The organism is Mycobacterium sp. (assembly GCF_035274705.1).
Classification (GTDB): Bacteria; Actinomycetota; Actinomycetes; order Mycobacteriales; family Mycobacteriaceae; genus Mycobacterium.
This window is the reverse complement of the sequence record NZ_DATENY010000105.1, coordinates 1-24,435: the sequence shown is the minus strand read 5'-3', so window position 1 is coordinate 24,435 and position 24,435 is coordinate 1. Positions and strand designations below refer to the sequence as shown.

The 24,435-nt window shown below is 65.8% G+C and carries 24 protein-coding genes and 1 pseudogene; 8 read left to right on the top strand and 17 right to left on the bottom strand.

The window, feature by feature from the left end:
• From VJV41_RS22265 to VJV41_RS22255, 3 genes and pseudogenes are all read right to left on the bottom strand, one after another.
• A pseudogene (locus VJV41_RS22265) lies at positions 1-253 on the bottom strand (DUF2182 domain-containing protein); the annotation flags it as partial.
• Positions 254-325: 72 nt separating this feature from the next.
• Positions 326-2,980, bottom strand: coding sequence for an AAA family ATPase (locus VJV41_RS22260; protein ID WP_325337316.1), 2,655 nt, complete (start codon positions 2,978-2,980; stop codon positions 326-328).
• Positions 2,977-4,125 (bottom strand): exonuclease SbcCD subunit D, encoded by a 1,149-nt coding sequence (locus VJV41_RS22255; RefSeq protein ID WP_325337314.1) that lies wholly within the window; start codon positions 4,123-4,125, stop codon positions 2,977-2,979. Before VJV41_RS22255 ends, VJV41_RS22260 begins: the two co-directional genes overlap by 4 nt.
• Positions 4,126-4,228: 103 nt before the next feature.
• On the opposite strand from VJV41_RS22255, the gene VJV41_RS22250 reads away from it, so the two are divergent.
• Positions 4,229-4,735, top strand: coding sequence for a histidine phosphatase family protein (locus VJV41_RS22250; protein WP_325337312.1), 507 nt, complete (start codon positions 4,229-4,231; stop codon positions 4,733-4,735).
• A gap of 96 nt (positions 4,736-4,831) precedes the next feature.
• Here VJV41_RS22250 and VJV41_RS22245 read toward each other — a convergent pair whose 3' ends face one another.
• A complete protein-coding gene (locus VJV41_RS22245) occupies positions 4,832-5,392 on the bottom strand; it encodes a DUF3558 domain-containing protein (RefSeq protein WP_325337310.1) in 561 nt (186 codons plus the stop codon).
• Positions 5,389-5,895 (bottom strand): DUF3558 domain-containing protein, encoded by a 507-nt coding sequence (locus tag VJV41_RS22240; protein ID WP_325337320.1) that lies wholly within the window; start codon positions 5,893-5,895, stop codon positions 5,389-5,391. The genes VJV41_RS22245 and VJV41_RS22240 overlap by 4 nt, the downstream gene beginning before the upstream one ends.
• A 183-nt stretch (positions 5,896-6,078) precedes the next feature.
• Between VJV41_RS22240 and VJV41_RS22235 the strand changes: the two genes are divergently transcribed.
• Both VJV41_RS22235 and VJV41_RS22230 read left to right on the top strand, forming a co-directional pair.
• Positions 6,079-7,806: an ABC transporter ATP-binding protein gene (locus VJV41_RS22235; RefSeq protein WP_325337318.1), complete on the top strand. Its 1,728-nt coding sequence runs from the start codon at positions 6,079-6,081 to the stop codon at positions 7,804-7,806.
• Positions 7,803-9,695 (top strand): ABC transporter ATP-binding protein, encoded by a 1,893-nt coding sequence (locus VJV41_RS22230; RefSeq protein ID WP_325337308.1) that lies wholly within the window; start codon positions 7,803-7,805, stop codon positions 9,693-9,695. Before VJV41_RS22235 ends, VJV41_RS22230 begins: the two co-directional genes overlap by 4 nt.
• Before the next feature lie 116 nt (positions 9,696-9,811).
• Here VJV41_RS22230 and VJV41_RS22225 read toward each other — a convergent pair whose 3' ends face one another.
• On the bottom strand, positions 9,812-10,387 hold the full coding sequence (locus VJV41_RS22225; protein ID WP_325337306.1) for a hypothetical protein: 576 nt from the start codon (positions 10,385-10,387) through the stop codon (positions 9,812-9,814).
• A gap of 94 nt (positions 10,388-10,481) precedes the next feature.
• Between VJV41_RS22225 and VJV41_RS22220 the strand changes: the two genes are divergently transcribed.
• Entirely contained in the window at positions 10,482-10,646 is a 165-nt protein-coding gene (locus VJV41_RS22220) for a MerR family transcriptional regulator (protein WP_325337304.1), read from the top strand.
• The gene (locus VJV41_RS22215) at positions 10,643-10,864 is read left to right on the top strand and encodes a hypothetical protein (RefSeq protein WP_325337302.1); all 222 of its coding nucleotides are present in this window, start codon (positions 10,643-10,645) and stop codon (positions 10,862-10,864) included. The genes VJV41_RS22220 and VJV41_RS22215 overlap by 4 nt, the downstream gene beginning before the upstream one ends.
• On the opposite strand, the gene VJV41_RS22210 is transcribed toward VJV41_RS22215, so the two are convergent.
• On the bottom strand, positions 10,851-11,051 hold the full coding sequence (locus VJV41_RS22210) for a hypothetical protein (RefSeq protein ID WP_325337300.1): 201 nt from the start codon (positions 11,049-11,051) through the stop codon (positions 10,851-10,853). The genes VJV41_RS22215 and VJV41_RS22210 overlap by 14 nt on opposite strands.
• A gap of 38 nt (positions 11,052-11,089) precedes the next feature.
• Between VJV41_RS22210 and VJV41_RS22205 the strand changes: the two genes are divergently transcribed.
• Positions 11,090-11,974, top strand: a complete 885-nt coding sequence (locus VJV41_RS22205) for an AIM24 family protein (protein WP_325337298.1) — start codon at positions 11,090-11,092, stop codon at positions 11,972-11,974.
• Position 11,975: 1 nt separating this feature from the next.
• On the opposite strand, the gene dtd is transcribed toward VJV41_RS22205, so the two are convergent.
• The 8 genes from dtd to VJV41_RS22165 all read right to left on the bottom strand — a co-directional run bounded on the left by dtd (position 11,976) and on the right by VJV41_RS22165 (position 21,212).
• Positions 11,976-12,407, bottom strand: a complete 432-nt coding sequence (gene dtd, locus VJV41_RS22200) for a D-aminoacyl-tRNA deacylase (protein WP_325337296.1) — start codon at positions 12,405-12,407, stop codon at positions 11,976-11,978.
• Positions 12,408-12,517: 110 nt separating this feature from the next.
• Positions 12,518-14,752, bottom strand: a complete 2,235-nt coding sequence (locus VJV41_RS22195) for a heavy metal translocating P-type ATPase (protein ID WP_325337294.1) — start codon at positions 14,750-14,752, stop codon at positions 12,518-12,520.
• Entirely contained in the window at positions 14,749-14,955 is a 207-nt protein-coding gene (locus tag VJV41_RS22190; RefSeq protein ID WP_325337292.1) for a heavy-metal-associated domain-containing protein, read from the bottom strand. Before VJV41_RS22190 ends, VJV41_RS22195 begins: the two co-directional genes overlap by 4 nt.
• Positions 14,956-15,026: 71 nt before the next feature.
• Positions 15,027-15,671 (bottom strand): hypothetical protein, encoded by a 645-nt coding sequence (locus tag VJV41_RS22185; RefSeq protein WP_325337290.1) that lies wholly within the window; start codon positions 15,669-15,671, stop codon positions 15,027-15,029.
• Between the two features lie 13 nt (positions 15,672-15,684).
• A complete protein-coding gene (locus VJV41_RS22180) occupies positions 15,685-16,194 on the bottom strand; it encodes a pyridoxamine 5'-phosphate oxidase family protein (RefSeq protein WP_325337288.1) in 510 nt (169 codons plus the stop codon).
• Positions 16,191-18,479, bottom strand: coding sequence for a heavy metal translocating P-type ATPase (locus tag VJV41_RS22175; RefSeq protein ID WP_325337286.1), 2,289 nt, complete (start codon positions 18,477-18,479; stop codon positions 16,191-16,193). Before VJV41_RS22175 ends, VJV41_RS22180 begins: the two co-directional genes overlap by 4 nt.
• Positions 18,480-18,532: 53 nt before the next feature.
• Complete coding sequence (locus VJV41_RS22170) at positions 18,533-19,699, bottom strand: permease (protein WP_325337284.1); 1,167 nt, start codon at positions 19,697-19,699, stop codon at positions 18,533-18,535.
• 10 nt (positions 19,700-19,709) lie between these two features.
• Complete coding sequence (locus VJV41_RS22165) at positions 19,710-21,212, bottom strand: multicopper oxidase family protein (RefSeq protein ID WP_325337282.1); 1,503 nt, start codon at positions 21,210-21,212, stop codon at positions 19,710-19,712.
• A gap of 144 nt (positions 21,213-21,356) precedes the next feature.
• On the opposite strand from VJV41_RS22165, the gene VJV41_RS22160 reads away from it, so the two are divergent.
• Positions 21,357-22,097 (top strand): response regulator transcription factor, encoded by a 741-nt coding sequence (locus tag VJV41_RS22160; RefSeq protein ID WP_325337280.1) that lies wholly within the window; start codon positions 21,357-21,359, stop codon positions 22,095-22,097.
• Positions 22,094-23,203 carry a sensor histidine kinase gene (locus VJV41_RS22155; RefSeq protein ID WP_325337278.1) on the top strand — a complete coding sequence of 370 codons (1,110 nt, stop codon included), beginning with the start codon at positions 22,094-22,096 and terminating at the stop codon, positions 23,201-23,203. The genes VJV41_RS22160 and VJV41_RS22155 overlap by 4 nt, the downstream gene beginning before the upstream one ends.
• A 4-nt stretch (positions 23,204-23,207) precedes the next feature.
• Here the strand turns inward: VJV41_RS22155 and VJV41_RS22150 are convergent, their stop codons facing one another.
• Both VJV41_RS22150 and VJV41_RS22145 read right to left on the bottom strand, forming a co-directional pair.
• Complete coding sequence (locus VJV41_RS22150; protein ID WP_325337276.1) at positions 23,208-23,885, bottom strand: DUF305 domain-containing protein; 678 nt, start codon at positions 23,883-23,885, stop codon at positions 23,208-23,210.
• A gap of 72 nt (positions 23,886-23,957) precedes the next feature.
• Positions 23,958-24,435: HNH endonuclease signature motif containing protein (locus tag VJV41_RS22145; protein ID WP_325337274.1), on the bottom strand; the 478-nt coding region annotated here is incomplete at its 5' end.

Below are 24,435 nucleotides of genomic sequence, written 5' to 3'. Positions count from 1 at the left end.
AGAGGCGGACCACCGGCACAACCGCGGGAAACATCATTGCCGCCATCATCGCCACCCACGCCACCAGAAACGCGACGAACGACATGGTCGGCTGCGGCTCCATCGACATGCCATCGGCGCCCATCGCGCCACTGCCCATGTCACCGGCAGTGACCGCCGACCACCACCAGCCGAGCCCCGCCAGAATGAGCAGCGCGACGGGCAGCCAGATGTCGCTTCTGCCTGCCACTCCACGGACTTCGCTCGTGCTCACGTCGGCCCCCGCCGCTTAGCCGTCAACCAACTATGGCACCGTCAGGGCGCCAAGTCTGCGGATTTGCCGGGGCTACGCGGTCAGTTCGATGTGGTGGCCGCCGACGCTGGCGTAGCGCTCCGGACTGCACGTCAGCACGATGACCTGGCCGTCGCCGCCGACGGCGTTGAATACTGCGCCCATCTTGGTGAGCCGGTCGGCGTCGGTGAAGCCCAACGCATCGTCGATGATCACCGGGACGCTGTCTTCCTTGGCGACCAGCGCCGCACTCGCCAGCCGCGCGACGATGCCCATCTGCTCCTTCGCGCCACCCGACAGTGACTCGTAGGGAACAGTGCGTCCCGACAGCGTGCGGCTGCAGATCCGCAGGTCGCTGTCGATCTCGACTTCGAAGCTTTCGCCGAACACGATGCGGCCCAGCCGCTCGACCTGGGTGCGGAACGGGTCGACATACCGAAGCCGGGTGGCGTCGCGGTGCCGCGCCATCACCGAGCGCAGCAGTTGTGCGGCGCGGGCACGCCGGTGCACCCGCAGATACTCGGCTTCGGCGTGCTCGCGTTCGGTTTCGGCGACGTCGAGGCGGCCCTTGCGGCCTTCGGTGCCGTACACCTTCAGCTGGGTCGTCACCTCACGCAGCGCCTCGGCCGCCTCGTCGTGGCGCTGTTGAAGCGAGTCGGCCCGTCGGATTGCATCGTCGAGCGCGGCGACGACGGTCTCCGGTGCGGTGCGGGCCAATTCGGCGCCGAGCTCCGCGACGAGCCCGGTGGCGCGGCGCGCCTCTTCGCCATGGGCCTGCGCCTTGACCGCCAAGTCGTCGTCGCTGACCGATGCCCGCTGAACGGTCAATCTCTCACGCCCGACCGTCAATTCGGCCTGCGCCGCGGTCAGCTTCTCCCGCAGCACGTTCGCGCGCGTCGACCGCTCCCCCAGCCGCTTCGCCGCCGCTTCGGCCACCTTGCGATGCGTTTCGCAGTCCGCCATCGCCTGCTTGTGAGCGGCCACCGCCCTGTCGAGCTCGGTACGCGCCGCGTCGGGGTCCCCGACGGCATCCCACAGCCCGGCTTCCGTCGGCACTCGGGCCTGAAACCGGGCCAGCCGCGTCCGCAGCTCGTCTGCGGTGTCGTCGCCGGTGAGCGCCTCAAACGTCGCATGCGTCTTGGCGCGGATCGTGACCAACTCGCGCCGGCGCCGGTCGAGAACGCGGGCCGCACCAACATCCTCGACCCCCGCGGTCGCCAGGGCTGCGGCCAGAACTGCTTGAGCCGCTTGAAGTTTGGATTGCATATCGGATGCCGGCGTTCCGGGCACCACGCGCGCGGTCAATAGGCCAGGCACCTGGATATCGGTCGGCGCGCTCACGCCCGACGACCACGTGGTACCTGCGTCGAGGGCGACCGGCTCACCGTCGACGCGTACCTCGACATCGGCTATCGCGGTGATTTCGATGTGGGCCGACGCAAGCTCGACCTGACCGGCGGCGCGGTCAACCGCGACCGCGGCGGCCTCGACCGCGCGCATGCCGTCGTCGGTCAGCGTGATCCCGGCGAGTTCACGGTCCGTCCGTTCCAGCTCGCGTTGGGCGGTACCGATCTTGGCCAGCCGAGCAGCCAGCCGGTCGGCCTCCTCGCGAACGGACACCTGGTCGACGGCGTGGCGCGCGGCGTCGACGCGGGCCTGCGATGCCTCAACTGCGGCCCGCGCTTCCTCGGCGGCGTCTTCGGCCGCCTCTTGCACCGAGGCGGCGGTCGACAGCTCTTCGGCGGCCGCGGCCGTTTGTGCTTCGAGTTCGGTGATCGCCGCGGTCCGCTCGTCGATGTCGGCACGTAGCCTGCGCCGCTCGGTGAGCCCGGCCACTGATGCGGCGTGGGTGGCATCGGCTGCTGCGGCAACCACTTCGGCCTGCTTGAGCTGCTGTGTCAGCGCGGCGACGGCTTCGGCGGTGTCGCGCGCGGCCGTGAGCCGTTTTGCCGCTTCTGCGCGTTCGCGGGCGAGCCGGGCGATGTCATCGGTGAGCGCGGCGTGCCGGCGCACCGCGTCGTCGACCTCGGCGACCGCGGCCGCGCACAGGGCGACTTCCTCGTCGGCGGCACGCAGGCGGCTGCTCGCTGCCGCCCACTCGCCGGTCGGACGGCCGGTGGGTGTGAAGTAGCGCAGATACTCGGCGTCGATGCGGTCGATCAGCAGCGCGTCCGTAGCGCCGGACGCGCTGCCAGAAGATCCAGCGCCCGACAGCTGCACCGCCTCACCGGCCGCCACGTCGAGTGCGCGCGACAGCGCATCGCTCCCGGACAGGTCGACTTCGTCGACGGACGCCGCCTGCAGAACGCGTTGGGCCTGCCACAGGTCCATGTCGACGGTTTCGTCCAGCATCGCAAGCACTCGCTCGTGCGCCTCGTCGCCGGTGAGCTGCTCCCGGCGCGGAGCCAGCACCGTCAGCTGCGTCTCCGCGCGCTTGTGGAATCGCTTGCGATAGACGAATCGGTAAGGGCCCGTTGATATTTCGGCGGAGATCTCGGCGCCGACGTCAGCATGCGTCGGCTTGACCTGCTTGACTTCCTTCTTGCTGGAACGGTCCTTGGCCTGCAGCAGCAGGTCGAGTGCCTCGATCATCGACGATTTCCCGATCTCGTTGGCGCCGCTGACCACCACCACGCCGCGGTCGGGAAATTCGATCTCGCGGTGGGTGATTCCGCGGTAGTTGGTCAGGACGAGGCGGTGCAGCTTCACGCGACACCCCTGCCGACGAGACGCAGCAGCAGTGCCAGCGCCGCGCGGGCGTCGTCGGCATCCTCGCCTTCGGACCGAGCTGTGTGAACCAATTCGTCGACCGCAGAGGCCGCGAAGCCGCCGATGCCGAGGTCGTCGAATTCGCCGTCGGCGGGGATGACGGCGATGTCGGTCCGCTTGTCCCACGGCACGAGCGCCGCGAACAGCCGGGCGTATTTGTCCAGGCAGGCGTCCAGTGCGGCCTTGTCCGTCACGGTCAACGACCCGCTCAGCCCCAGCCGCACCACGGTACGTTCCTTGTCCGGCATCAGGTCGAGGTTGATGTCGAGGTCCGCCACGTCGCGGCTGTTGTCCACCGAGCGGTGCAGGCTGACGAACCGCCACGCGCCCACCCGCCGGGCGTCGACGTGCACCGTCCGCGCAGGGTCGTCCTCGTCGATGTCGACCACCAGCACCTGGCCGGGATCCGGTTCGATGTCGTCGTAGTTGGTGACCTCCGGTGAGCCCGAATACCAGACCCTGCCGGTCGAGCCGACCTGCATGCGAGAGTGCTTGTCGCCCAACGCCACATAGTGCACCGCCCCGCGGGCGATCGCGGCCTCGAGCGCCGCGAGCCGGATCAGCGATGGCCTGTCCTTGTCGGGAACCAGGATGTCGACCGCGCCGTGCCCGACGACGATGCGAGTAACGCCGTCGGCGGGCAGATCGTCGAGCACGTCGGCGATCAGATCGCTGGTCGGCGCCTTGGATCGCCACGGCGCGGCGATGATCTGCAAGCCGGGCCGCACCTGGTGCACGCCCGCGCGGTCGAGAACCGTGACGTTGTCCGGGCATTCGGCGGTGAACAGCGCGCTGGTATACACCGACGACGCGTCGAGTGGGTCGTGGTTACCCGGCAGCAGGTACACCGGAATGCCGATGGCGCGCACGGCTTCGAGTGACTGGCTGACGACGCGAGGCGCCAGCTGATTGTCCTCGAAGACGTCGCCCGCAACGACGACGAATTCGGCGTCGGCGTCTTGAGCCAGCGACCCCAAGGAGGCGACGACGTCGCGGCGCGCGGCCGAATATCGTGGCTGCGCCTCACCGTTGAGGAAGTAACGGGTCATGCCGAGCTGCCAGTCGGCGGTATGCACGAATCGCATCTCGACGCTTCCCTTCTGCTCGTATCTCCCTGGGCATCGCGAGCGTAACGCCGGGCGCCGACAAGTCCCGGGATGCCCATCGGCATGGCCTACCGTTATTCGGGTGACCGACCGCTACCGCACGCTGCTGCTCCTTCGGCACGCCAAGTCGGACTATCCACCGGGGGTGGCTGATCACGAGCGTCCACTCGCCCCACGCGGCGTGCGGGAAGCCGCGATGGCCGGTGATTGGCTGCGGGCGCACGCCCCCGTCATCAACGCGGTGCTGTGTTCGACGGCCACCCGCACCCGCGAGACCCTGGCGCGTACCCGCGTCGACGCGCCAGTGGACTATGTCGACCGGCTTTATGACGCGACGCCCGGCGCGGTGATCGAGGAGATCAACAGGGTCGGCCCCGACGTCGAGACTTTGTTGGTGATCGGGCACGAACCGGCGATGTCGTCGGTGGCTCTCGGACTGGCCACGGCGGATGGCAGCAACACCACTGCAGCCGAACGCATTTCGACGAAGTTCCCGACGTCGGCGATCGCAGTGCTGCGTACCGCCGAGCCGTGGGAGGCCCTGACGCTCAGCGGCGCTGCGCTGGTCACGTTCCACGTTCCACGCTGAGAAGCCGGACTGCCCCTCACCGAATGTGAACGTGCTGCGAAAAACCGCGCTAAATTTCGCAGCGGCTTCACACTCGGCGGTCCGCGGCTAGCCCCGCTAGGAGCTGGTCGCCAGCGTCAGTTCCATCAACTTGATCGCCATCGCGCACGCGTCGATGCCCGGCGCCTGCGGGTTCACCCACCAGCCGACCGCGCCACCGGCGTCGCTGGCCACCCCGCACGAGCCGTTCGGGTCGGTGGTCCGCATGACGATCGACGGAACACCGGCGATCGAACGGTTCTCGATCTGGTAGTTCAGCTGCTGGGCCGTCTTGCGCTCATTGTCCAGGCTGTCCTGCTCGAACCAGAAGCGAGTGATGTCGACCAGGCCTGCCGGGTTGGCCGCCTGCCAGCGGCACACCGCCCCGACGAATGTGCTCTGGATGTCGAGCGGGTCGGCGCCGACGGTCTTGGCGAGGATGTCTGTGGTCAGCACCTCGCATTCCTTGAGCAGGTTGGGGTACTGCTTCTCCGAGTTGTCGTTGCGGGGCACATCGCCGCCACCGGACTTGGCCGCGGTGCCCTCGACGGTCTTCGTGCATCCGGTCAGCACCGAGAAGGCTGCCACTGCGGCGATCAGTGCGGCCACTGCGCGGCGGCCGAGATGAGACCGGGTCATTTCGAGTTCACTATCGATTGGCGGGTCAGTTCTTTGGCCACATCACACGGATCGGGGAACGGCTGCTCGGCGAAGCTGATCGACCACTCGATGAAGTCGTCATTGAACTGGATGCCGACCTCGCACAGGTTGGCGCCAAGGTTTTGGTCGTCGCCGATCGCGATGAACCCGCTGTGGCCCTCGATGTTGACGTCTTCGACGCTGGTGCGCGATAACTCCTCGGTCTTGCGTTCCCGCCCGATCGGGCTGCCGCGGTACCACGTGAACGAGAAGTGCGGTCCGAGGATGCCGCCACCCTGCAGCCACTGACAGCCGACCGAGTTCCGGGCCGTGTTCACCAGCCCGGTTACCCGGGTCTGCTGGGCGATCGTCTGATCGGTGACGCCGCCGCATTCGGGGAAGAACGGGCCGTGCGTGGCGTTCTCGGTCGGCGGCGGCGACTGCGGCGCGCCGGGCGAGGTGGGCTGCGAATCAGACGAGCATGCGGCGAACACCGGAATCATCGCCGCAGCCGCAACGGCCAGCGCCTTCGCGCTCGGGCGGCACCTGCTGGTGGTCACGCCATGCACTGTAGCGGCAGCCCAACACCCCAACCACCGACATGCCGACTGACCTGGCCATTTATCGAATTCTCAGGCGTTGCGGCCGAACACAACTCACTCAGCGCCATGTGCGACAGTAACGAGATGCTCTGGGCCCTGCTGCGACAGTATGTGCGGCCGTACCGAGGGCTGCTGACCGTGGTCGCCGTGCTCCAGCTGATCAGCAACATGGCGTCGCTGTACTTGCCCACCGTCAACGCCGCGATCATCGACGACGGCGTGGCCAAGGGCGACCTGCACTCCATCGTCCGGCTCGGCGGCTTGATGCTGGCGGTCACCGCGCTGCAGGTGCTCTGCGCGATCGGCGCGGTGTACTTCGGCTCGCGCGCGGGCATGGGTTTCGGCCGCGATCTGCGCACGGCGATCTTCGGGCACGTGACCGGCTTCTCCGCGGAGGAGACGGCGCGGTTCGGCGCCCCATCGCTGCTGACCCGGACCACCAACGACGTCCAGCAGATCCAGCTGCTCGTCCAGCTGACCTGCACGATGCTGATCACCGCGCCGATCATGTCGATCGGCGGCATCTTCATGGCGGTGCACCAGGACGCCGGCCTGTCCTGGCTGCTGCTCGTCAGCGTGCCGGTGTTGGCGATCGCCAACTACTGGATCGTGTCGCATCTGCTGCCGATATTCCGGCGCCTGCAGCGGCTGATCGACGGCATCAACCGGGTGATGCGCGAACAGCTCTCCGGCATCCGGGTCATTCGCGCGTTCGCCCGAGAACCCTTCGAGCGCAACCGCTTCGCCGAAGCCAGCCAGGCACTCGCCGACACCGCGCTGGAGGCGGGCCGCTGGCAGGCGCTGATGCTGCCGACCACCACGCTGGTCATCAACATCTCCAGCGTCGCGCTGATCTGGTTCGGCGGCTTGCGGATTGACGCCGGTCAGATGCAAGTGGGCTCGCTGATCGCGTTCCTGTCCTACTTCATGCAGATCCTGATGGCGGTGTTGCTGGCGACGTTCATGCTGGTGATGATCCCCCGTGCGTCGGTGTGCGCCGAGCGGATCACCGAGGTGCTGTCCACCACGCCCACGATCGCCAGCCCTGCGGAGCCAGTACGGCCGGATGCGGTCGCGGGTGAGATCCGGTTGGAAGATGCGACTTTCAGCTATCCCGGTGCCGAGCGCCCGGTCCTGCAAGATGTTTCATTGACTGCACGACCGGGCAGCACGACCGCGATCGTCGGGTCCACCGGCTCCGGCAAGTCGACATTGGTGTCGCTGATCTGCCGGCTCTACGACGTCACGGGCGGCTCGGTCCGCATCGACGGCGTCGACGTGCGCGACTATGACACCGAGCAACTGTGGGCCGCGATCGGCCTTGTGCCGCAGCGCGGTTACCTGTTCTCCGGGACGGTCGCCGACAACCTGCGCTACGGCAAGGCCGACGCGACCGACGACGAGATGTGGGAGGCGCTGCGGGTAGCGGCTGCCGATGACTTCGTCCGTGCCCATGCCGACGGGTTGGACATGCGGGTCGCGCAGGGCGGTATCAACTTCTCCGGCGGGCAGCGCCAGCGGTTGGCGATCGCGCGTGCAGTCATCCGCAGGCCGGCCATCTATCTGTTCGACGACGCGTTCTCCGCTCTCGACGTGCACACCGATGCCCGCGTTCGCGCGTCGCTGCAGGAGGTATCTGCCGGTTCGACGGTGGTGATTGTGTCGCAGCGCATTTCGACGGTCGCCACGGCCGATCAGATCGTCGTCATCGACGATGGCCGCGTCGTCGGCGTCGGCACGCACGAAAGCCTGCTCGCGGATTGCCCGACCTACGCCGAATTCGCCGACTCGCAGTGGGTGGGCGCCCGATGACACGACCACTCGGCAGACTTCAGCAGGCACCGACCGAACGATCCCGTGACTTCAAGGGCTCGGCTATCCGGCTGGTCAAGAGGCTCACGCCGCAGCGCGGCTTGACGGCCATGGTGATGCTGCTCGGTGTCTGCGGCATCGCGATCGGGGTGATCGGGCCCCGTATCCTCGGGCATGCCACCGACCTGTTGTTCAACGGCGTGATCGGACGTCAGCTGCCCGCCGGCCTGACCAAGGAACAGGCGATCGCTGCCGCGCGGGCGCGCGGCGACAACACCTTCGCCGACCTGCTGTCCGGCATGAACGTGGTGCCCGGACGCGGCGTGGATTTCGGGGCCGTCGGCCGCACCTTGTTCCTGGCGCTCGCGCTGTATCTTCTTGCCGCATTGCTCGTTTGGATGCAAGCACGAATCCTCAACGTCACCGTGCAGCGCACGATGGTGGCGCTGCGATCCGACGTCGAAGACAAGATCCACCGGATGCCGCTGCGGTATTTCGATTCACGCCAGCGCGGTGAGGTGCTGAGCCGGGTCACCAACGACATCGACAACATTCAGACATCGTTGTCGATGACCATCAGCCAGCTGTTGACGTCGCTGCTCACGGTGGTGGCCGTGCTGGTGATGATGTTGACCATTTCGCCGCTGCTGACGCTGCTCACCGTCGTGACGGTGCCGCTCTCGCTGTGGGTGACTCGGGCGATCGCCCGGCGATCGCAGCGGTTGTTCGTCGACCAGTGGCGAAACACCGGCCAGCTCAACGCCCACATCGAGGAGACGTACAGCGGTTTCACGGTGGTGAAGACGTTCGGTCACCGGGCGCGCGCACAGGAACAGTTCCGGGAGTTCAACGACGACGTCTACCGCGCCAGCTTTGGGGCACAGTTCTTTTCGGGTCTGGTCTCCCCGGCGACGGTATTCATCGGCAACCTGAGCTATGTCGCGGTCGCAGTGGTCGGCGGGCTGCAGGTGGCGACGGGTCAGATCACGCTGGGCAACATTCAGGCGTTCATCCAGTACGTGCGCCAGTTCAACCAGCCACTGACGCAAGTGGCGGGCATGTACAACACACTGCAGTCGGGCGTGGCCAGCGCCGAGCGCGTGTTCGACCTCCTTGACGCCGAGGAAGAGTCACCCGATTCTGTTGCGACGCTGCCGTCCCCCGACGGACGGCCGGGCCGAGTCGAATTCGAGCTCATCAATTTCAGCTACCGCCCCGGTACACCGGTGATCGAAGATCTGTCGCTGGTCGCCGAACCGGGCAGCACCGTCGCGATCGTCGGGCCGACAGGAGCGGGCAAGACGACGCTGGTGAATCTGCTGATGCGGTTCTACGACGTCGACTCGGGACGCATCCTGATCGACGGCGTGGACATCACCACGGTCAGCCGTGACTCGCTGCGCTCCCGGATCGGGATGGTGCTGCAGGACACTTGGCTGTTCGGCGGGACGATCTACGACAACATCGCCTACGGCCGGCCGGAGGCCAGCGAAGAAGAGGTGATCGAAGCCGCCAAGGCGGCCTACGTCGACCGGTTCGTGCACACGCTGCCCGACGGGTACCAGACGTGGGTCAGCGATGACGGCGGCAACATCAGTGCGGGGGAAAAGCAGCTCATCACGATCGCGCGCGCGTTCCTGGCCCGGCCGCAGCTGCTGGTTCTCGACGAGGCCACCAGCTCGGTGGACACCCGCACCGAGCTGCTTATCCAGCATGCGATGGGCGAGCTGCGCCGCGATCGGACGAGTTTCATCATCGCGCACCGGCTTTCGACGATCCGCGACGCCGACACCATCCTGGTGATGGAGGCGGGCAGGATCGTCGAGCGCGGCGACCACGCCGAGCTGTTGGCCCGTCGCGGCGAATATTGGGCCATGACCCAGGCCTGACGGCCGTCGAGCGTACGGGTTATGACGGATTTCGCCCGATTTTCGTCATAAACCGTACGCTCGCGTAGCGGATCAGAACCGGCGCTGAGCTCGTCGTACGTAGGCGTCGAACGAGTCTAGAGCTGCGGGCCCTCGGCGCGTAGGTCGTCGACGTTGCGCATGGCATCGCGTAGCTTGCCCAGCCATTCGTCGGCGTGCTCACCGACCAGCCGGACCGACCAGGCCAGCGCGTCGGAACGCGATCGCGCGACCCCGGCGTCGACCAGCGTGTCGAGCACCTGGCGTTCGGGTTGCTTGAGCCGGGTCATCACCGGTACGGCGATGTGCGTGAACAGGATTCGCTCATAGTTGTCGTCGCCCACCGCCCCGATTTCTATGCCCCAAGCCACCTTGCGGCCATAGCGGGCCTCGGCTTCGTCGGCGATATGCATGCGCTCGGGTCGGGTCTCTTCGCGAAAGCGGGCGACGCGTCCTGATGCGCGGGCCTCGCTTTCGTCGCCTTCGGGTTCGGGAAGGCGGCCGATGACAGTGATTTCTTCGCGGTCGACGACGACCGTCGGGTCGCCGGCGAACCAGCCGTCGGGCAGTCGACCGGCGAACCAGTCGGCGGCGTCGCTTGCGTCGGGTTGCTCGGCCTGTTGCCAGCCGCCGGGGCGGCCTGGGCGTCGGCCATGGAGGTGATGATGTCGCATGATTACATAATTACACCGTTACAAACCTGTTGGAAGCGCTTTCACCGCGGGCGAACGGCCGAGACCACATCCAGGCCGCTGAGCTGGCGCTTTCATGTCACCCACGCTGGCACTTCAAGTCGACTTGAAGTCAAATGAAGACATGGAGCTTGTCACCATTGCTGAGGCCGCCCGGATATTGGCGCTCAACACCTCGGCGCTTCGCTACTACGAAGACCGCGGGCTGGTGGCACCCGAGCGCCGCCGCCGTTCTCGATGAACCCAGCGATCAGTGGCGCGACGTGGTCCGCCCTCGACGAACTGATCTCCAGGGCCAACGGCGCACGCGACTTCCTCCAGCATGCGTTGGCCTGTCCGGCCGATCATCCCGTCGACCAATGTCCCGACATGATCGAAGGTCTCGACAAGCGGCTCGCCGGAGTCACCCTCGAAGAGCTCGCCGCACAACAGGGTCAGCCGGTTCCTAGCGCTTCATAAGCAGGACGGCGCCTCCGCCGACCACCGCTCCTATCAGCAGCAGCACCGCCAGGGTCGGGCTGACCAACCACCACACGAGCCCCAGCGCGATCACCGCCGGCGAGAGCGCGAACAGCACCATTCCGGGGTGCTGTTTGATGACCGCGAGCGCGCTTTGTGCGCGAACCCGGTCGATTTCCTTTGCCATGCCATAAGGATGCCAGCGGTTGCCATAGTTTGGTCTCCATGACAGGAACTGGAGGACCTGGAAGCTGGCAGCCGGATCCGGAAGGCCGCTACGAGTTTCGATGGTGGGACGGGCAGCGCTGGACCGACCAGGTATCGCATCAGGGTCAGGTCGGTCGCGCGCCGTTCGGAGGTGGAGGGCCACAAGCCGGAGGGCCGCAAACCGATATGCCCCCGGCCGCTGCAGTCGGAGGCCCGCCCCCTGGTGACGGATTCGCCGGTATCACCGGGGATCTGGTCGATGGACGATTCAGCGAGAAAGAGGCCAAGCCGATCGCGAACCAGAACTCGAAGCTTCTGCGCGTGCGTCTCGGCGAGCCGTTCATGGCGCGTCAGGGATCGATGGTCGCCTATCAGGGCAACGTCGATTTCTCTTTCGAAGGCGGTGGCGCCTCCAAATTCATCAAGAAGGCCCTCACTGGCGAGGGCCTGCCGCTCATGCGGTGCCAGGGTCAGGGCGACGTGTTCCTCGCCGAACGCGCCTACGACGTGCATCTGCTGAACCTGAACAACGCCGGCTTGTCGATCAGCGGCAAGAACGTGCTCGCGTTCTCGTCGAGTCTCGACTGGAACATCGAGCGGGTGAAGGGCGGCAGCATGGTGGCGGGCGGGCTGTTCAACACGACGTTGCGCGGCACGGGTTGGGTGGCGCTGACCACGGACGGCCCGCCGGTGGTGCTCAATGCGGCGGAAGCACCGACATTCGCCGACACCAATGCGGTGGTGGCGTGGTCGGCGAACCTGCAGACGCAGTTGAAGACCAGCTTCAAAGCGGGAGCGCTGATCGGTCGCGGCTCCGGCGAGGCGCTGCAGGTGTCGTTCTACGGGCAGGGCTTCGTCATCGTCCAACCTTCCGAAGGCATCCAGGTCGCGACGACGCAGTAGGTCACAACTCCAGCAGCACCGTAACCGGACCGTCGTTGACGAGTTCGACCTGCATGTGGGCGCCGAACACACCGGTTTCGACGTGGGCGCCGAGTCGTCGCAACGCATCGGCGAATGTGTTCACCAGCGGCTCGGCGACGGCGCCCGGGGCCGCGGCGTTCCATGTCGGCCGTCGACCCTTGGTGGTGTTGGCATACAGCGTGAACTGGCTGACCACCAGAATCGGGGCGTCGACGTCGCTTGCGGACTTTTCATGGTCGAGAATGCGTAGTTGCCAAAGCTTTTCGGCCATTCGCTGCGCCTTCTGCTCGTCGTCGGTGTCGGTGACGCCGACCAACGCGAGTAGCCCCTGGCCGTCCGGTTGTATTGCGCCGACCACCTTGCCGTCGACGGTCACCGACGCCGATGCGACGCGCTGCACGAGAACACGCATGGACGCAGATGCTGCCACGGCCGCCAGACGTAAACCTTTCGGGGCATACCCCTGAGGGGTACCATCCCCGACATTAAGCTCAACTCGATTGAACGCGCGGCGCGAAAAACCTAGCTCGCCAACGGCTTGAACCGCCGCAGCCGCAGGCTGTTGCTGACGACGAACAACGATGAGAAGGCCATCGCCGCACCGGCAAGCATCGGATTCAGGAGCCCGGCGGCGGCGAGCGGCAAGGCAGCGACGTTGTATGCAAACGCCCAGAACAGATTGCCCTTGATCGTGGCGAGTGTCCTGCGTGAGAGCCGGATGGCGTCGGGCACCGCACGCAGATCGCCGCTCACCAGCGTCAGATCGCTGGCCTCGATCGCGACATCGGTGCCGGTGCCCATCGCAAGGCCGAGATCGGCCTGCGCCAGCGCGGCCGCGTCGTTGATCCCGTCGCCGACCATGGCCACGACCTTGCCCTCGACCTGCAGCCGTTTGACGGTTTCGACCTTGTCCTGCGGCAACACCTCGGCGATGACGTCGTCAATGCCGACCTCGGCCGCGATGGTGCGCGCCGCTGCCTCGTTATCGCCGGTGAGCATGACCGGCCTCAAGCCGAGCCCGCGCATCCGCCGAATGGCTTCTGCCGACGACGGTTTGACTGCATCGGCGACGACGAGCACGGCGCGGGCCTTGCCGTCCCAGCCGACCGCGACGACGGTCTTGCCTTCGAACTCGGCCTGACGCGTCAACTCGGCGAGCTTCTCCGGTAAATGCTGAGACCAGTCGGCAAGCAGGCGCTGCCGGCCCACGACCACCGCATGGCCGTCGACGACGCCCTGGACACCCAGCCCCTCGACATTCGCGAAGTCCTCGACGGTCGGCAGGTCGCCGACCTTCTCGCGGGCGCCCTTCGCGATGGCTTTGGCGATGGGGTGCTCGGAGAATTCTTCCAGCGCGCCGGCAAGTCTCAGCACTTCGTCCGGCCGTTCGCCGTCGGCGGTGATCACGTCGAGCAGCGTCATCGTGCCGGTGGTGATGGTGCCGGTCTTGTCGAGCACGATGGTGTCGATTCGCCGCGTCGACTCCAGCACCTCGGGACCCTTGATCAGGATGCCGAGCTGCGCGCCGCGACCGGTGCCGACCATCAGTGCGGTCGGCGTCGCCAGTCCAAGCGCGCACGGGCATGCGATGATCAGCACCGCGACGGCCGCGGTGAGTGCCGCGGCGGCCGATTCGCCGGTGCTGAGCCAGAATCCGAGCGTTGCGAGCGCTAGTGCGATGACGATGGGCACGAACACCGCAGAGATCTTGTCGGCCAGTCGTTGCGCCTGTGCCTTACCGTTCTGCGCTTCTTCGACGAGCTTGGCGATCTGGGCCAGCTGGGTGTCCGAGCCGATGCGGTTGGCGCGCACCACAAGTCGTCCACCGACGTTGACGGTGGCGCCGACCACTTGATCGTCGGGACCGACCTCTACCGGAACGGACTCGCCTGTGAGCATCGACGCATCCACCGCCGAGCTGCCCTCGATCACGACGCCGTCGGTGGCGATCTTCTCACCGGGACGCACCACGAACTCGTCGCCGACTCTAAGTTGCTCAGTTGGAATGCGGTGTTCCACACCGTCTCTGCGTACGGCAACGTCCTTGGCGCCGAGTTCGAGAAGCGTTCGCAGCGCTGCGCCAGCGCGACGCTTGGCGCGTGCCTCGAAGAACCTACCGGCCAGGATGAAGGTCGTGACGCCAGCCGCGACCTCGAAGTAGATGTTGGCGGTGCCATCGGTTCGGGCGATTATCAGCTCGAATTCGTGTGTCATACCGGGCATTCCGGCCATGCCCCAGAACAGCGCGTAGACCGACCAACCGAAGGCGGCGATCGTGCCCATCGAGATCAGGGTGTCCATGGTGGCCGTGCCGTGCCGCAGGTTGGCCCACGCGGCCTGGTGGAACGGCCAAGCCCCCCATACGACCACCGGTGCCGCGAGGGTGAGCGAAAGCCACTGCCAATTGGTGAACTGCAGCGCCGGGATCATCGCCATTGCGATCACCGGGACGGTCAGCGCCAGTGAGATCAGCAGTCGCTGTCGCAGTGACGCAGTGGGGTCGTCGGATGTCCCGCCTGGCGTGTCAGGGATTTCCGGCTTGGGCAGTTCGGCGGTGTAGCCGGCCTGTTCGATCGTCTCCACGAATTCCTCGGGCGAGATGTCCCCGACGTAGTCGACCCGGGCCTTCTCTGTCGCGAAGTTGACGGTCGCGGTGACGCCGTCGATCTTGTTGAGCTTCTTCTCGATGCGGGCGGCGCAGGAAGCACACGTCATGCCGCCGATCTGCAGGTCGACGTGCCCGGTTGCGGCGTTCATGACGCCAGCTCGTAGCCGGCCTCTTCAACGGCACCCCTGATGGCCTCGGGTTCGACCTGGTGCTCGCTGTCGATGGTCACCGTGCCACTGGTCAGGTCGACGTCCACGGCGGTCACCCCCGCAATGCTGCCGACCTCTTCGCGCACCGAGGAGGCGCAATGTCCGCAGCTCATCCCGGTGACGGTGACGATGACAGTGCTCATGCCGCTCCTTCAGTTCGAGTGCTACTTCATACTATACCCCCCTAGGGTATGAACCAAACCCGGCTTTCGAGTCAGTCGCCGGGCGGGAATTCGTATGTGGACGGGACCTTGTCCCCTGGCTCCGGCGAGCCATAGACCAGCGCGATCTCGTCGTGCTGGGCGAACATGATTGCAGCGGGGTCACCCGTCCGGGCTTGGCCGTTGACGTATGTGCGCACAGTCTTGCCATCGGTCGCGCGCAGGCCGCCGATGTTGTCGGCCGAAAGGCTCACTCCCCATTCGGTGAAGAACTCGCCAAGGCTGAACTCGCGCTTCACCGGCGATTCGACGTGGATTACGCCGCTGTCATCGTGGGTGTGAAGCGGACTGATAGCGCGGCGCGCAGTGTCGATGCCGATGTTCGCGGGAACCTGGGCCCGTTTGCCGTCCACCAGAACATCGAGATGTACGTGAATGTGCTCCGCCATGCCTTCGCTGCTCAGCATAGGCAGCCCCGCATTACCGGCCGCGGCGGTTGCATCCGATGGCGCGGGCCACGGCGGAAGGCTGTCCGCTCCGACGGCGGTGGTCGTGGGTGAGTTCTCCGTGGTCGTCGCATTGGCTTCTGAGGCGCGGCGGTCTTGCTTTGTCACGATGACGATCACCGCAATCACCGCGACAATCACTATGGCCGCGGCGACCCACACCCATGCGGTGCGCCTGTTCGGTGCGTCCATGATCAGCCTTCACTCACTGCCGGCCGGCGGGAATGGCCACCCGGCCGATCGCCCCGCGTGGCCGTCTCACGACATCTAACACCGACATCCCCATCCCATAGGTGAACAGCATGCCGTCGGGACGGATACGGATGAAACAGAGGTCGCCATCCTCAGCCACGATGCGTCGCTCCGTGGCGAGGATTCTCTGCAGAAACCAGGACGACTCGAACGCTCGTTTCGCCCCTTCGTCATCGGCGGCCACCACCGCGGCGGTTCCCATGAACTGGATGGCACCGGGCGGGAATGCCGGAAGAAACCGGTGCGGCACCGGAACGACGAAGGCCACTTCGGGGTGTACGCGAAGGTTGCGAACCTTGCGGGTGGACGTCCGTGTGGTCACGTACAGGGCCAGCGGCTCATCCGGCGCCGACACCGCATAAACGACACCGGTCGCATGCGGTGCAGCCCGTTTGGTCAGCGTCGAGAGTGTGCCGAATGTTCTTTGTCGCAACGCTTTTTCGGCATCGTCGAAGCTGATCACGATAGCTTGAGCCGTTTGAGCATCAAGGCGTTGACCGCCACGATGAGGCTGGAACCCGACATCGACAGGGCGGCGATCTCCGGACGCAGTATCAAACCGAACGCGGGCTCGAACACCCCTGCGGCGATCGGCAAAGCGATGACGTTGTAACCGACTGCCCAGCCCAGGTTTTGACGCATCTTCTGCAACGTGCCCCGCCCGATGCGCAGCGCGATGGGCACGTCGAGCGGATCCGAACGCATCAACACCACATCGGCGGTTTCGATTGCGACGTCCGTACCGGCACCGATGGCGATGCCGAGGTCGGCTTGCGCCAACGCGGGCGCATCGTTGACGCCGTCGCCCACCATGGCGACCTTCTTGCCTGCGCGCTGCAACGCGGCGATCTCGGAGGCCTTGTCACCGGGCAGGACTTCGGCGATCACCGTATCGATACCGAGTTGGACGGCAATCCGTTTGGCGGTGGCCTCGTTGTCCCCGCTGAGCATCACCACCTGCACGCCGAGCTCGTGCAGCGCCGCGACGGCGCCGGCGGAGGTCTCCCTGGCGGCGTCGGCCAATGCAATAACCCCGACCCCACGTCCGTCGGCGGCGATGAGTACCGCGGTTCGTCCGCTGGATGCCAGTTCGTCACGCCGTTCCATCAGCGCGCCGAAGTCGACGTTCTCCTCCACCATGAGCTTACGGTTGCCGACGGCCACGCGGCGGCCTTCGACCTCGGCGGTCGCCCCGTGCCCTGGGACATTGTGGAAATCCTTGAGTGGCAACGGCTTTATCCCACGGTCGGCGGCGTAGCTCACGATTGCGGCCGCCAGCGGATGCTCCGATGCCGATTCGACCGCCGCAACCAAACCGAGAAGCTCCTCTTCGCCGATGCCGTCGACGACGACGTCGGTGACTTCCGGTTCACCCTTGGTCAACGTGCCCGTCTTGTCCATCACCACGGTGTCGATGCGGGCCGAGGTCTCCAGCGCGGTCGCGTTCTTGAAGAGCACACCACGTTTTGCGCCGAGTCCCGTGCCCACCATGATCGCGGTAGGCGTGGCCAATCCGAGCGCGTCCGGGCAGGTGATAACCACGACGGTGATCGCGAACAGCAGTGCCGTCTGAACACCGGCGCCGACGGCCCACCACACCAAGAATGTGGCCGTCCCGCCGACGAGTGCGACAAGTACCAACCAGAATGCGGCCCGGTCGGCCAGCCGCTGTCCCGGGGCCTTCGAGTTCTGCGCCTCCTGCACCATCTGCACGATCTGGGCGAGGGCGGTGTCAGAGCCGACTTTCGTGGCGCGCGCTTGCAGCGTGCCGGTCGTGTTGATGGATGCGCCGATGACCGTCGACCCGGGATCCTTTGTCACCGGCAGGCTTTCGCCGGTGACCATCGATTCGTCGATCTCGGAATGGCCGTCTTCGACGGTGCCGTCCACCGGAATCTTGGCGCCGGGGCGGATCAACAGCAGATCACCGACCGTCACTTCGGCGGTCGGAATCTCGACCGGCTCGCCATCGCGCAACACCACGGCCATCGGTGGCGCCAGTTCAAGCAATGTGCGGATGGCGTCGTTGGCGCCGCCCCGCGCACGCATCTCGAACCAGTGACCCAGCAGCACGAAGGTCGTCAACACCGATGCGGCTTCGTAGAAGACTTCTCCCCCGCCGGTGAGCGTCACCCCGACGCTGTAGAGCCAGCCCGCACCGACCGCCACGGCGACGAGCACCATCATGTCCAACGTGCGTGCGCGCAATGCCCGCCAAGCCCCGTCGAAAAAGATCCAGGCCGAGTAGAAGACGACCGGAAGGCTCAGCAAGAGCGTGAAGACGTCGTCGCGCAACCCGAACGGCGCCGGCACCGTGAACCCGAACATGTCGCGGCCCATCGGCGACCACAACATGATCGGGATCGACAGCGTCAACGCGACGAGGAAGCGGTTGCGCATGTCGCGGACCATTTGATCCATCGACATTCCGGCGTGGCCGCCGTGCCCCATCATCTCCTGCGGAGTCGCGGCGCCATGGGCCTCATGCTGTCCGGGCTCGGCCATCGGATCGCATACATGGTCGGGTACCGATTGGCCGGCACAATGCAGACCGCAATCACGCACCCAATCCGACAGCTGCGCCACTGACGCCGTGGCCGGGTCGTAGGTCACGGTGGCGGTTTGATTGGCCGCGTTCGCCGCGACGGAGACCACCCCGGGACGTCGCAGCAACGTGGCCTCGACGGTGGCGGCGGAGGTCGCCCAGTGCAGACCACCAACGTGAAGCACGACGGTGCTGTTGGCCATGGCTAGAGCCTCGTTGTGAGCCGTATGGCTCGGCTAGTCATTCGATAAAGATTTCATGAAGCGTGGTGGTCATGGCCGGCGTGTTCGGCATCGGGTGAGCCGCCCATCATGCGCAGCATCGGTATCCCGCCCGTCCGAACGAACCGGATCAGCAGTAGCGCGGTAAGGATCAGGAAGGCGATGTTGAGCCGAGTCGTGTAGTTCCAGCTGATGCCTTGTTCCATCACCGTCATGTCGCGGCCCTCGGGAATGAGATTTGCTGCGCCAAAGAGGATTTCGACGAGATAGCCGGCGACCACCATGGTGATATAGAACGTGCCGAGCAGGACGAACATCATCCTGATGCCGTAGTACTTCCGGTAGATGTTCAGGATCGGAATGATCAGCAGGTCGGCATAGATGAATGCGATGACGCCGCCGAAGCTGATGCCACCACTCCAGAGCACGGCCGCCAGTGGGACGTTGCCGATCGAACAGACGAACGACATGATCGACACAATCGGACCAACTATCGGCCCCCACACCGCCGAGAGCGTCGGGTGATCGGTCAGAAAGAAGCTCTGCCAGAACGTCTCCGGAACCCAGGCGGCGATGGCGCCGGCGATGAGCAGACCAAGGACGATGTCGCGCAGAATCGCGGCCCATTCCATCACGTAGATATGGGATACGGCCGTGAGACCCTGCCGCGAGAACAGTCTGCGGAGAAAGGGACCATCCCCCTGAACGGACATGTCCATCGCTGCGTGTCCCTCCATCGACCCGGCGATGCCGCGGTCGGCTTGGGTGCGCGCTTCTTCGATCAGCCTGGACCGCACGAAGATCCGGAACAGCACGGCAAGCAAGACGATCATGATAGGTCCACCAACGAATTCAGCGGCGGTGAATTGCCAGCCCATCAACAAGGCAAGGATGACTCCTAGCTCGATGACCATGTTTGTGGATGCGACCTCGAACGCCATCGCGGCGGTGAAGTTCGCACCCTTGCGAAACAGCGAACGCGCCAGCGCGACTGCCGCATACGAACACGAGGACGACGCCGCACCCAGACCCGTTGCGACCGCTAATGTGCGGGGCCGGTCGTCGCCCAGTAACCGCACGATTGTCGACTTACGCACCACCGCCTGCACCACCGCAGACAGGGCGAAGCCCAGAATCAAGGCCCACAAGATCTCCCACGTCATGGAGCCGGCGATGGCCAGTGCGTGTCGGATCGCTCCCATACACCCTCCCTCACACCACGTAGTTCAGGCTCGTCATCATCCCGGCTTCCTGGTGGTACGTGTTGTGGCAATGCAGCATCCACTCGCCCGGGTTGTCCGCGACCAACTCCACGGTAAGCCGCTGCATCGGGCGAACGACGACCGTGTCCTTACGCGGGCCTCGACTGCCGTCTGATTTGAGGACCTGGAACGTGTGACCGTGCAGATGCATCGGATGCCACATCATCGACATGTTGTTGAAGGTCAGCGTCGCGCGCTGGCCCTGCGAAACCGTCAACGGCTCGGTGTCGGCGAACGGCCGGCCGTTCATGGTCCAGTTGTAGCTCATCATGCCGCCCGCCAATTCGGCTGACAGCGTGGTGTCCGCCCTGGCAGGACCGAGGTCGACTTCTGGTGCGGCAGTGAACATATCGACGGTGCCGACTTGCCGGTCGAGTTCGGGTGGGCGGTACGCCGGATCCGGGGCGGCCCCGGTGGCGGCAGAGAGCAATGCCCGCGCCAGCGCATTCTTTCCCTCCGCGAGGGCCACCAACGGGAACACCCCGTCGCCCACGGTGACCGTCACGTCGTACCGCTCGCCCATACCGAGCAGTACCGCATCGACCTCGGTTGGCTCGACCGGGTAGCCGTCGGTGTGAGTGACCGTCATGCGGTGCCCGGCGAGCGCCACCCGGAAGGCGGTATCGGAGCCGGCGTTGATGATCCGGATGCGCACTCGCTGCCCGGGCTTGGCGCTGAATGTGGTCGGTGCCGCCGGAATACGCCCGTTGATCAGGTAGTACGGGTAGTTGACATCGCCGGCGTCACCGCCCAGCAGTGTGCTGCCGCCTACACCGCCCATGCCGGGCATGCCACCCATGCCAGGCATACCGCCCATGCCCGGCATGGAACCTCTGTGCAGGCCATCGTAGATCTGTTGCGGGCTCGAGCCGACGCCGTCGGTCCAATCATCCAGCACCACAACCCATTCGGTGTCATAGGCCGCCGGCGCGCCAGGGTCGTCGACGATGATCGGCAGATATAGTCCGGTGTCAGCGTCCAGCCCGGTGTGCGGGTGGGCCCAGTAGGTGCCTGGGTGCGGTACCGAGAACCGATAGACGAAGTCGGCGCCCGCGTCGATGTCCGGGCTGGCCGGCGAGGCGCCGTCCATGTCGTTGCGCAATGCGATGCCATGCCAATGTATCGACGTCGCGTGGCTCAGCCGGTTCTTGACGGTAACCGCGAGCCCATCGCCCACGTTGGCCCGGATCAGCGGGCCTGGGACGCTGTCTCCGTACGCGAATGTGGCCGCCCGCGTGCCGCCGAGGTCGATCTCGGCCCGTCCGGGGGTGAGCTCGACGGGGACCGTCCGCCCGGTGTGTGGCCTCGCTGCCTCCACAGCGCCGATCCGGTCGTTGGGCATTCTTCCGGATGTCCGGCGCCCGCAGGCGGCGATCGCGAAGCCCGCGGACACGGTGCCGGCGATGAATGCCCGTCGACTGATTCTCGCTGGGAACGAAGGGCTCTCAGACATCGCCGCCGCCTCCTTCCTGCGGTACCTACGATGCTGTGCCCGTGAGAGCCAATCGGTATGGGTTTTGTGAAGATTCGCTCAAGACCGGTGGTCTTGGGCCGAGGGTGGCCGTCGATCGGCCGGTCGCGGGGCACCATGAAGGGCATGAAGCGGATTCCTGGTGGCGACTCGCCCGGGTACCGGGCGTTGGTCGTCGACGACGAGGTACCACTGGCCAGCGTCGTCTCCAGCTACCTGGAGCGTGAACACTTCGAGGTCAGCATCGCCGATAACGGCAATGACGCCATCGCGATGGCCCGCGAGATCGATCCCGACGTCGTGGTGCTCGACCTGGCACTGCCCGGGATCGACGGCTTGGAGGTGTGCCGGCAGTTGCGGACATTCTCCGACGCGTACGTGGTGATGCTGACCGCGCGGGATACGGAGATGGACACTGTCGTCGGGTTGTCCGTCGGCGCTGACGACTATGTGACCAAACCGTTTAGCCCGCGCGAACTCGTGGCGAGGATTCGCGCGATGCTGCGCAGGCCGCGGTCCGTGGCGGCGGCAATCCAGCGCTACACGCCGCCGAACCAACCTCCACCGCGGGTGTTCGGAGACTTGCAGATCGACGTCGCCAGCCGGGAAGTGTTCATCGGCGACGAGCCGATCACGCTGACCCGCACAGAATTCGACGTGCTCGCCGCGCTGTCGGCGCGGCCGGGTGTGGTGCTCAGCCGTAGACAGCTCCTCGACGCGGTATGGGCGGAGTCGTGGGGCGGCAACGAGCACCTCGTAGACGTTCACGTCGGGCATCTGCGGCGCAAGCTGGGCGACGATCCGGCTGCTCCGCGCTATGTGATCACGGTGCGTGGCGTCGGATACCGGATGGGCAGCGGGAAGTGAAGCGATCACGCCGCCCGGGCATCGGCGTCCGGCTGTTGTTGGCACAGACTTCGGTGCTTCTCGCTGGTGCGGCCACAACATGGATCGTCGCGGTTCTTGTCGGGCCGCCGTTGTTCCGTGAGCACCTGCACCGCGCGGGGGTGCCCGCGATGTCGAGCGAGCAGATGCATGCCGAAGAGGCATATACGTATGCCACGGCGATATCGATCGGGGTGGCGCTGGCGGTGTCGGCTCTGACGGCGCTGGTGGTGACGTGGTATTTCAGCAGACGCGTGCAACGCTCGGTGGCCGAGGTGTCATCGGCGGCGGCCGCCGTCGCCGACGGCCATTACGACTCACGCGTGTCGCCGCCGCAGCTCGGCGACGACTTCGATTCCCTCGCAGAGGCTTTCAACCAGATGGCCAGCCAGCTTGAATCGGTGGAGGCGACCCGGCGGCGGCTGTTCGGAGACTTGGCGCATGAGATCCGCACGCCGGTCTCTGTGCTGGAGGCCTACCTCGAGGCTGTCGAAGACGGCGTGAAAACCCTTGACCGCGAGACCATCACGATGCTGCGCGACCAGACCCGCAGGCTGGTGCGGTTCTCTGAGGATGTCGCCGCGCTCGCGCAGGCAGAGGAGAGCCAGGCTTCGATTGCGCCGACGTCGTTTGCGCCCGAGACGCTGATCGAGACAGCAGTCACCGCGGCGGCGGACCGTTTCGCCGCCAAGGGTGTGACGCTGACGTCCGACGTCGACGGAGATCTGCCCGCGCTGTGGGCGGATCGGCACAGGCTCGGACAAGTGCTGGCGAACCTGCTCGACAACGCGTTGCGCCACACACCGCGCGGTGGTCAGGTCTGCATCGCAGCGGCCACGACGGACGGCGCACTCACGATCACGGTGGCTGACGACGGTGACGGAATCGCCGCCGAGCACCTGCCCCACCTGTTTGAGCGCTTCTATCGGGCCGACGCGGCGCGCGACCGGGCACACGGCGGAGCCGGTATCGGTTTGGCGATAGCGAAGGCCATCGTGGAAGCCCATGATGGCCGGATCACCGCCAGCAGCCGTGGCGCGGGGACCGGTGCGACGTTCGCGATCACGCTGCCGGTCCGCCGCGACTAGGCGTCTAGAGCGTGGCCAGGATGCCCTTCATGGTCTCGATTTCCTTCTGCTGCGACGTGACGATCGACTGCGCCAGCTCGATGGTGGCGGGATACTGACCGTCCTTGATCTCGTTCTGCCCCATGGTGATTGCGCCTTCGTGGTGAGCGATCATCTGGGTTAGGAACAGCTTGCTGGCTTCGACGCCTTGGGCGTTTTGAAGGGCGGCCATGTCCTGCTCGGACATCATGCCCGTCATACCGGGCATTCCCGAGGTAGTCGGCATGCCGCCGTGGCCCGGCATGTCACCGGATGGCATCGGCATATCGCCGTGGCCGGGCATGCCCGACGGCATCGGCATCTGCGGCATACCCCATTGCTTGAGCCAGCCCTGCATCTTGTCGATCTCAGGACCCTGAGCGGCTTTGATCTGATTGGCCAGCTCGATGACCCGCGGATCGATTCCTTGCTTCGCCAGCACGATGTCGCTCATCTCGATGGCCTGCTGGTGATGCGGAATCATGTGCATCGCGAACATCGCATCCGCCTGGTTATGGGCCTCGCCGGGTGAGGTCGTCGCACTCGTAGCGGCGGTGGACTGGCTGCTCGCCGGTTCACTCGCCGAGTTGTTGCTGCTGCAGCCCGCGGCGATGACAAGTGCAGCCAGGGCCGCCGTGCTGGTTACTAGTGTTCGTTTCCACATCACGCTTCCCAGCGTCCCGACCGCCTATGTGGCCCGGCTAGTCGTTCAATGAAGATTCGATAAAGCCGACAGCTAAGGACCTTCGTCTTCTTCTGGCAGTAGGTATTTCTCGGGGTGGTGGTAGTTGTTGACTCGTGTTTGGCCGGTGTCGAGGTGGGGTGGTGGGATCCATTCGGTGGTGCCGTCTTTGCGTTTTCGGGTGGTCCAGCCGCTTTGTTCGACCAGCCGGTTGTCGGGGCCGCAGGCCAGGGTCAGCGTGTTGATGTTGGTTTGGCCGTGGTTTTTGGTCCAGCCGTCGACGTGGTGGGCTTGGGTCCAGTAGCCCGGTGCGGTGCAGCCGGGTCGGGTGCAGCCGCGATCCAGCGCGTGGAGCACGATGCGTTGCCCGGGGGTGGCGAAGCGTTTCGCCCGGCCGCAGTAGAGCTGTTGGGGATCGTGTTTGTCGTAGACCACCAAATAGTGATGCGACTGAGAAGCCAGCCGGATGATGTCGCGCATCGGTAGCAGGCTGCCGCCGGCGGTGACACCGACCCCGGCGGCGGCTTCGAGA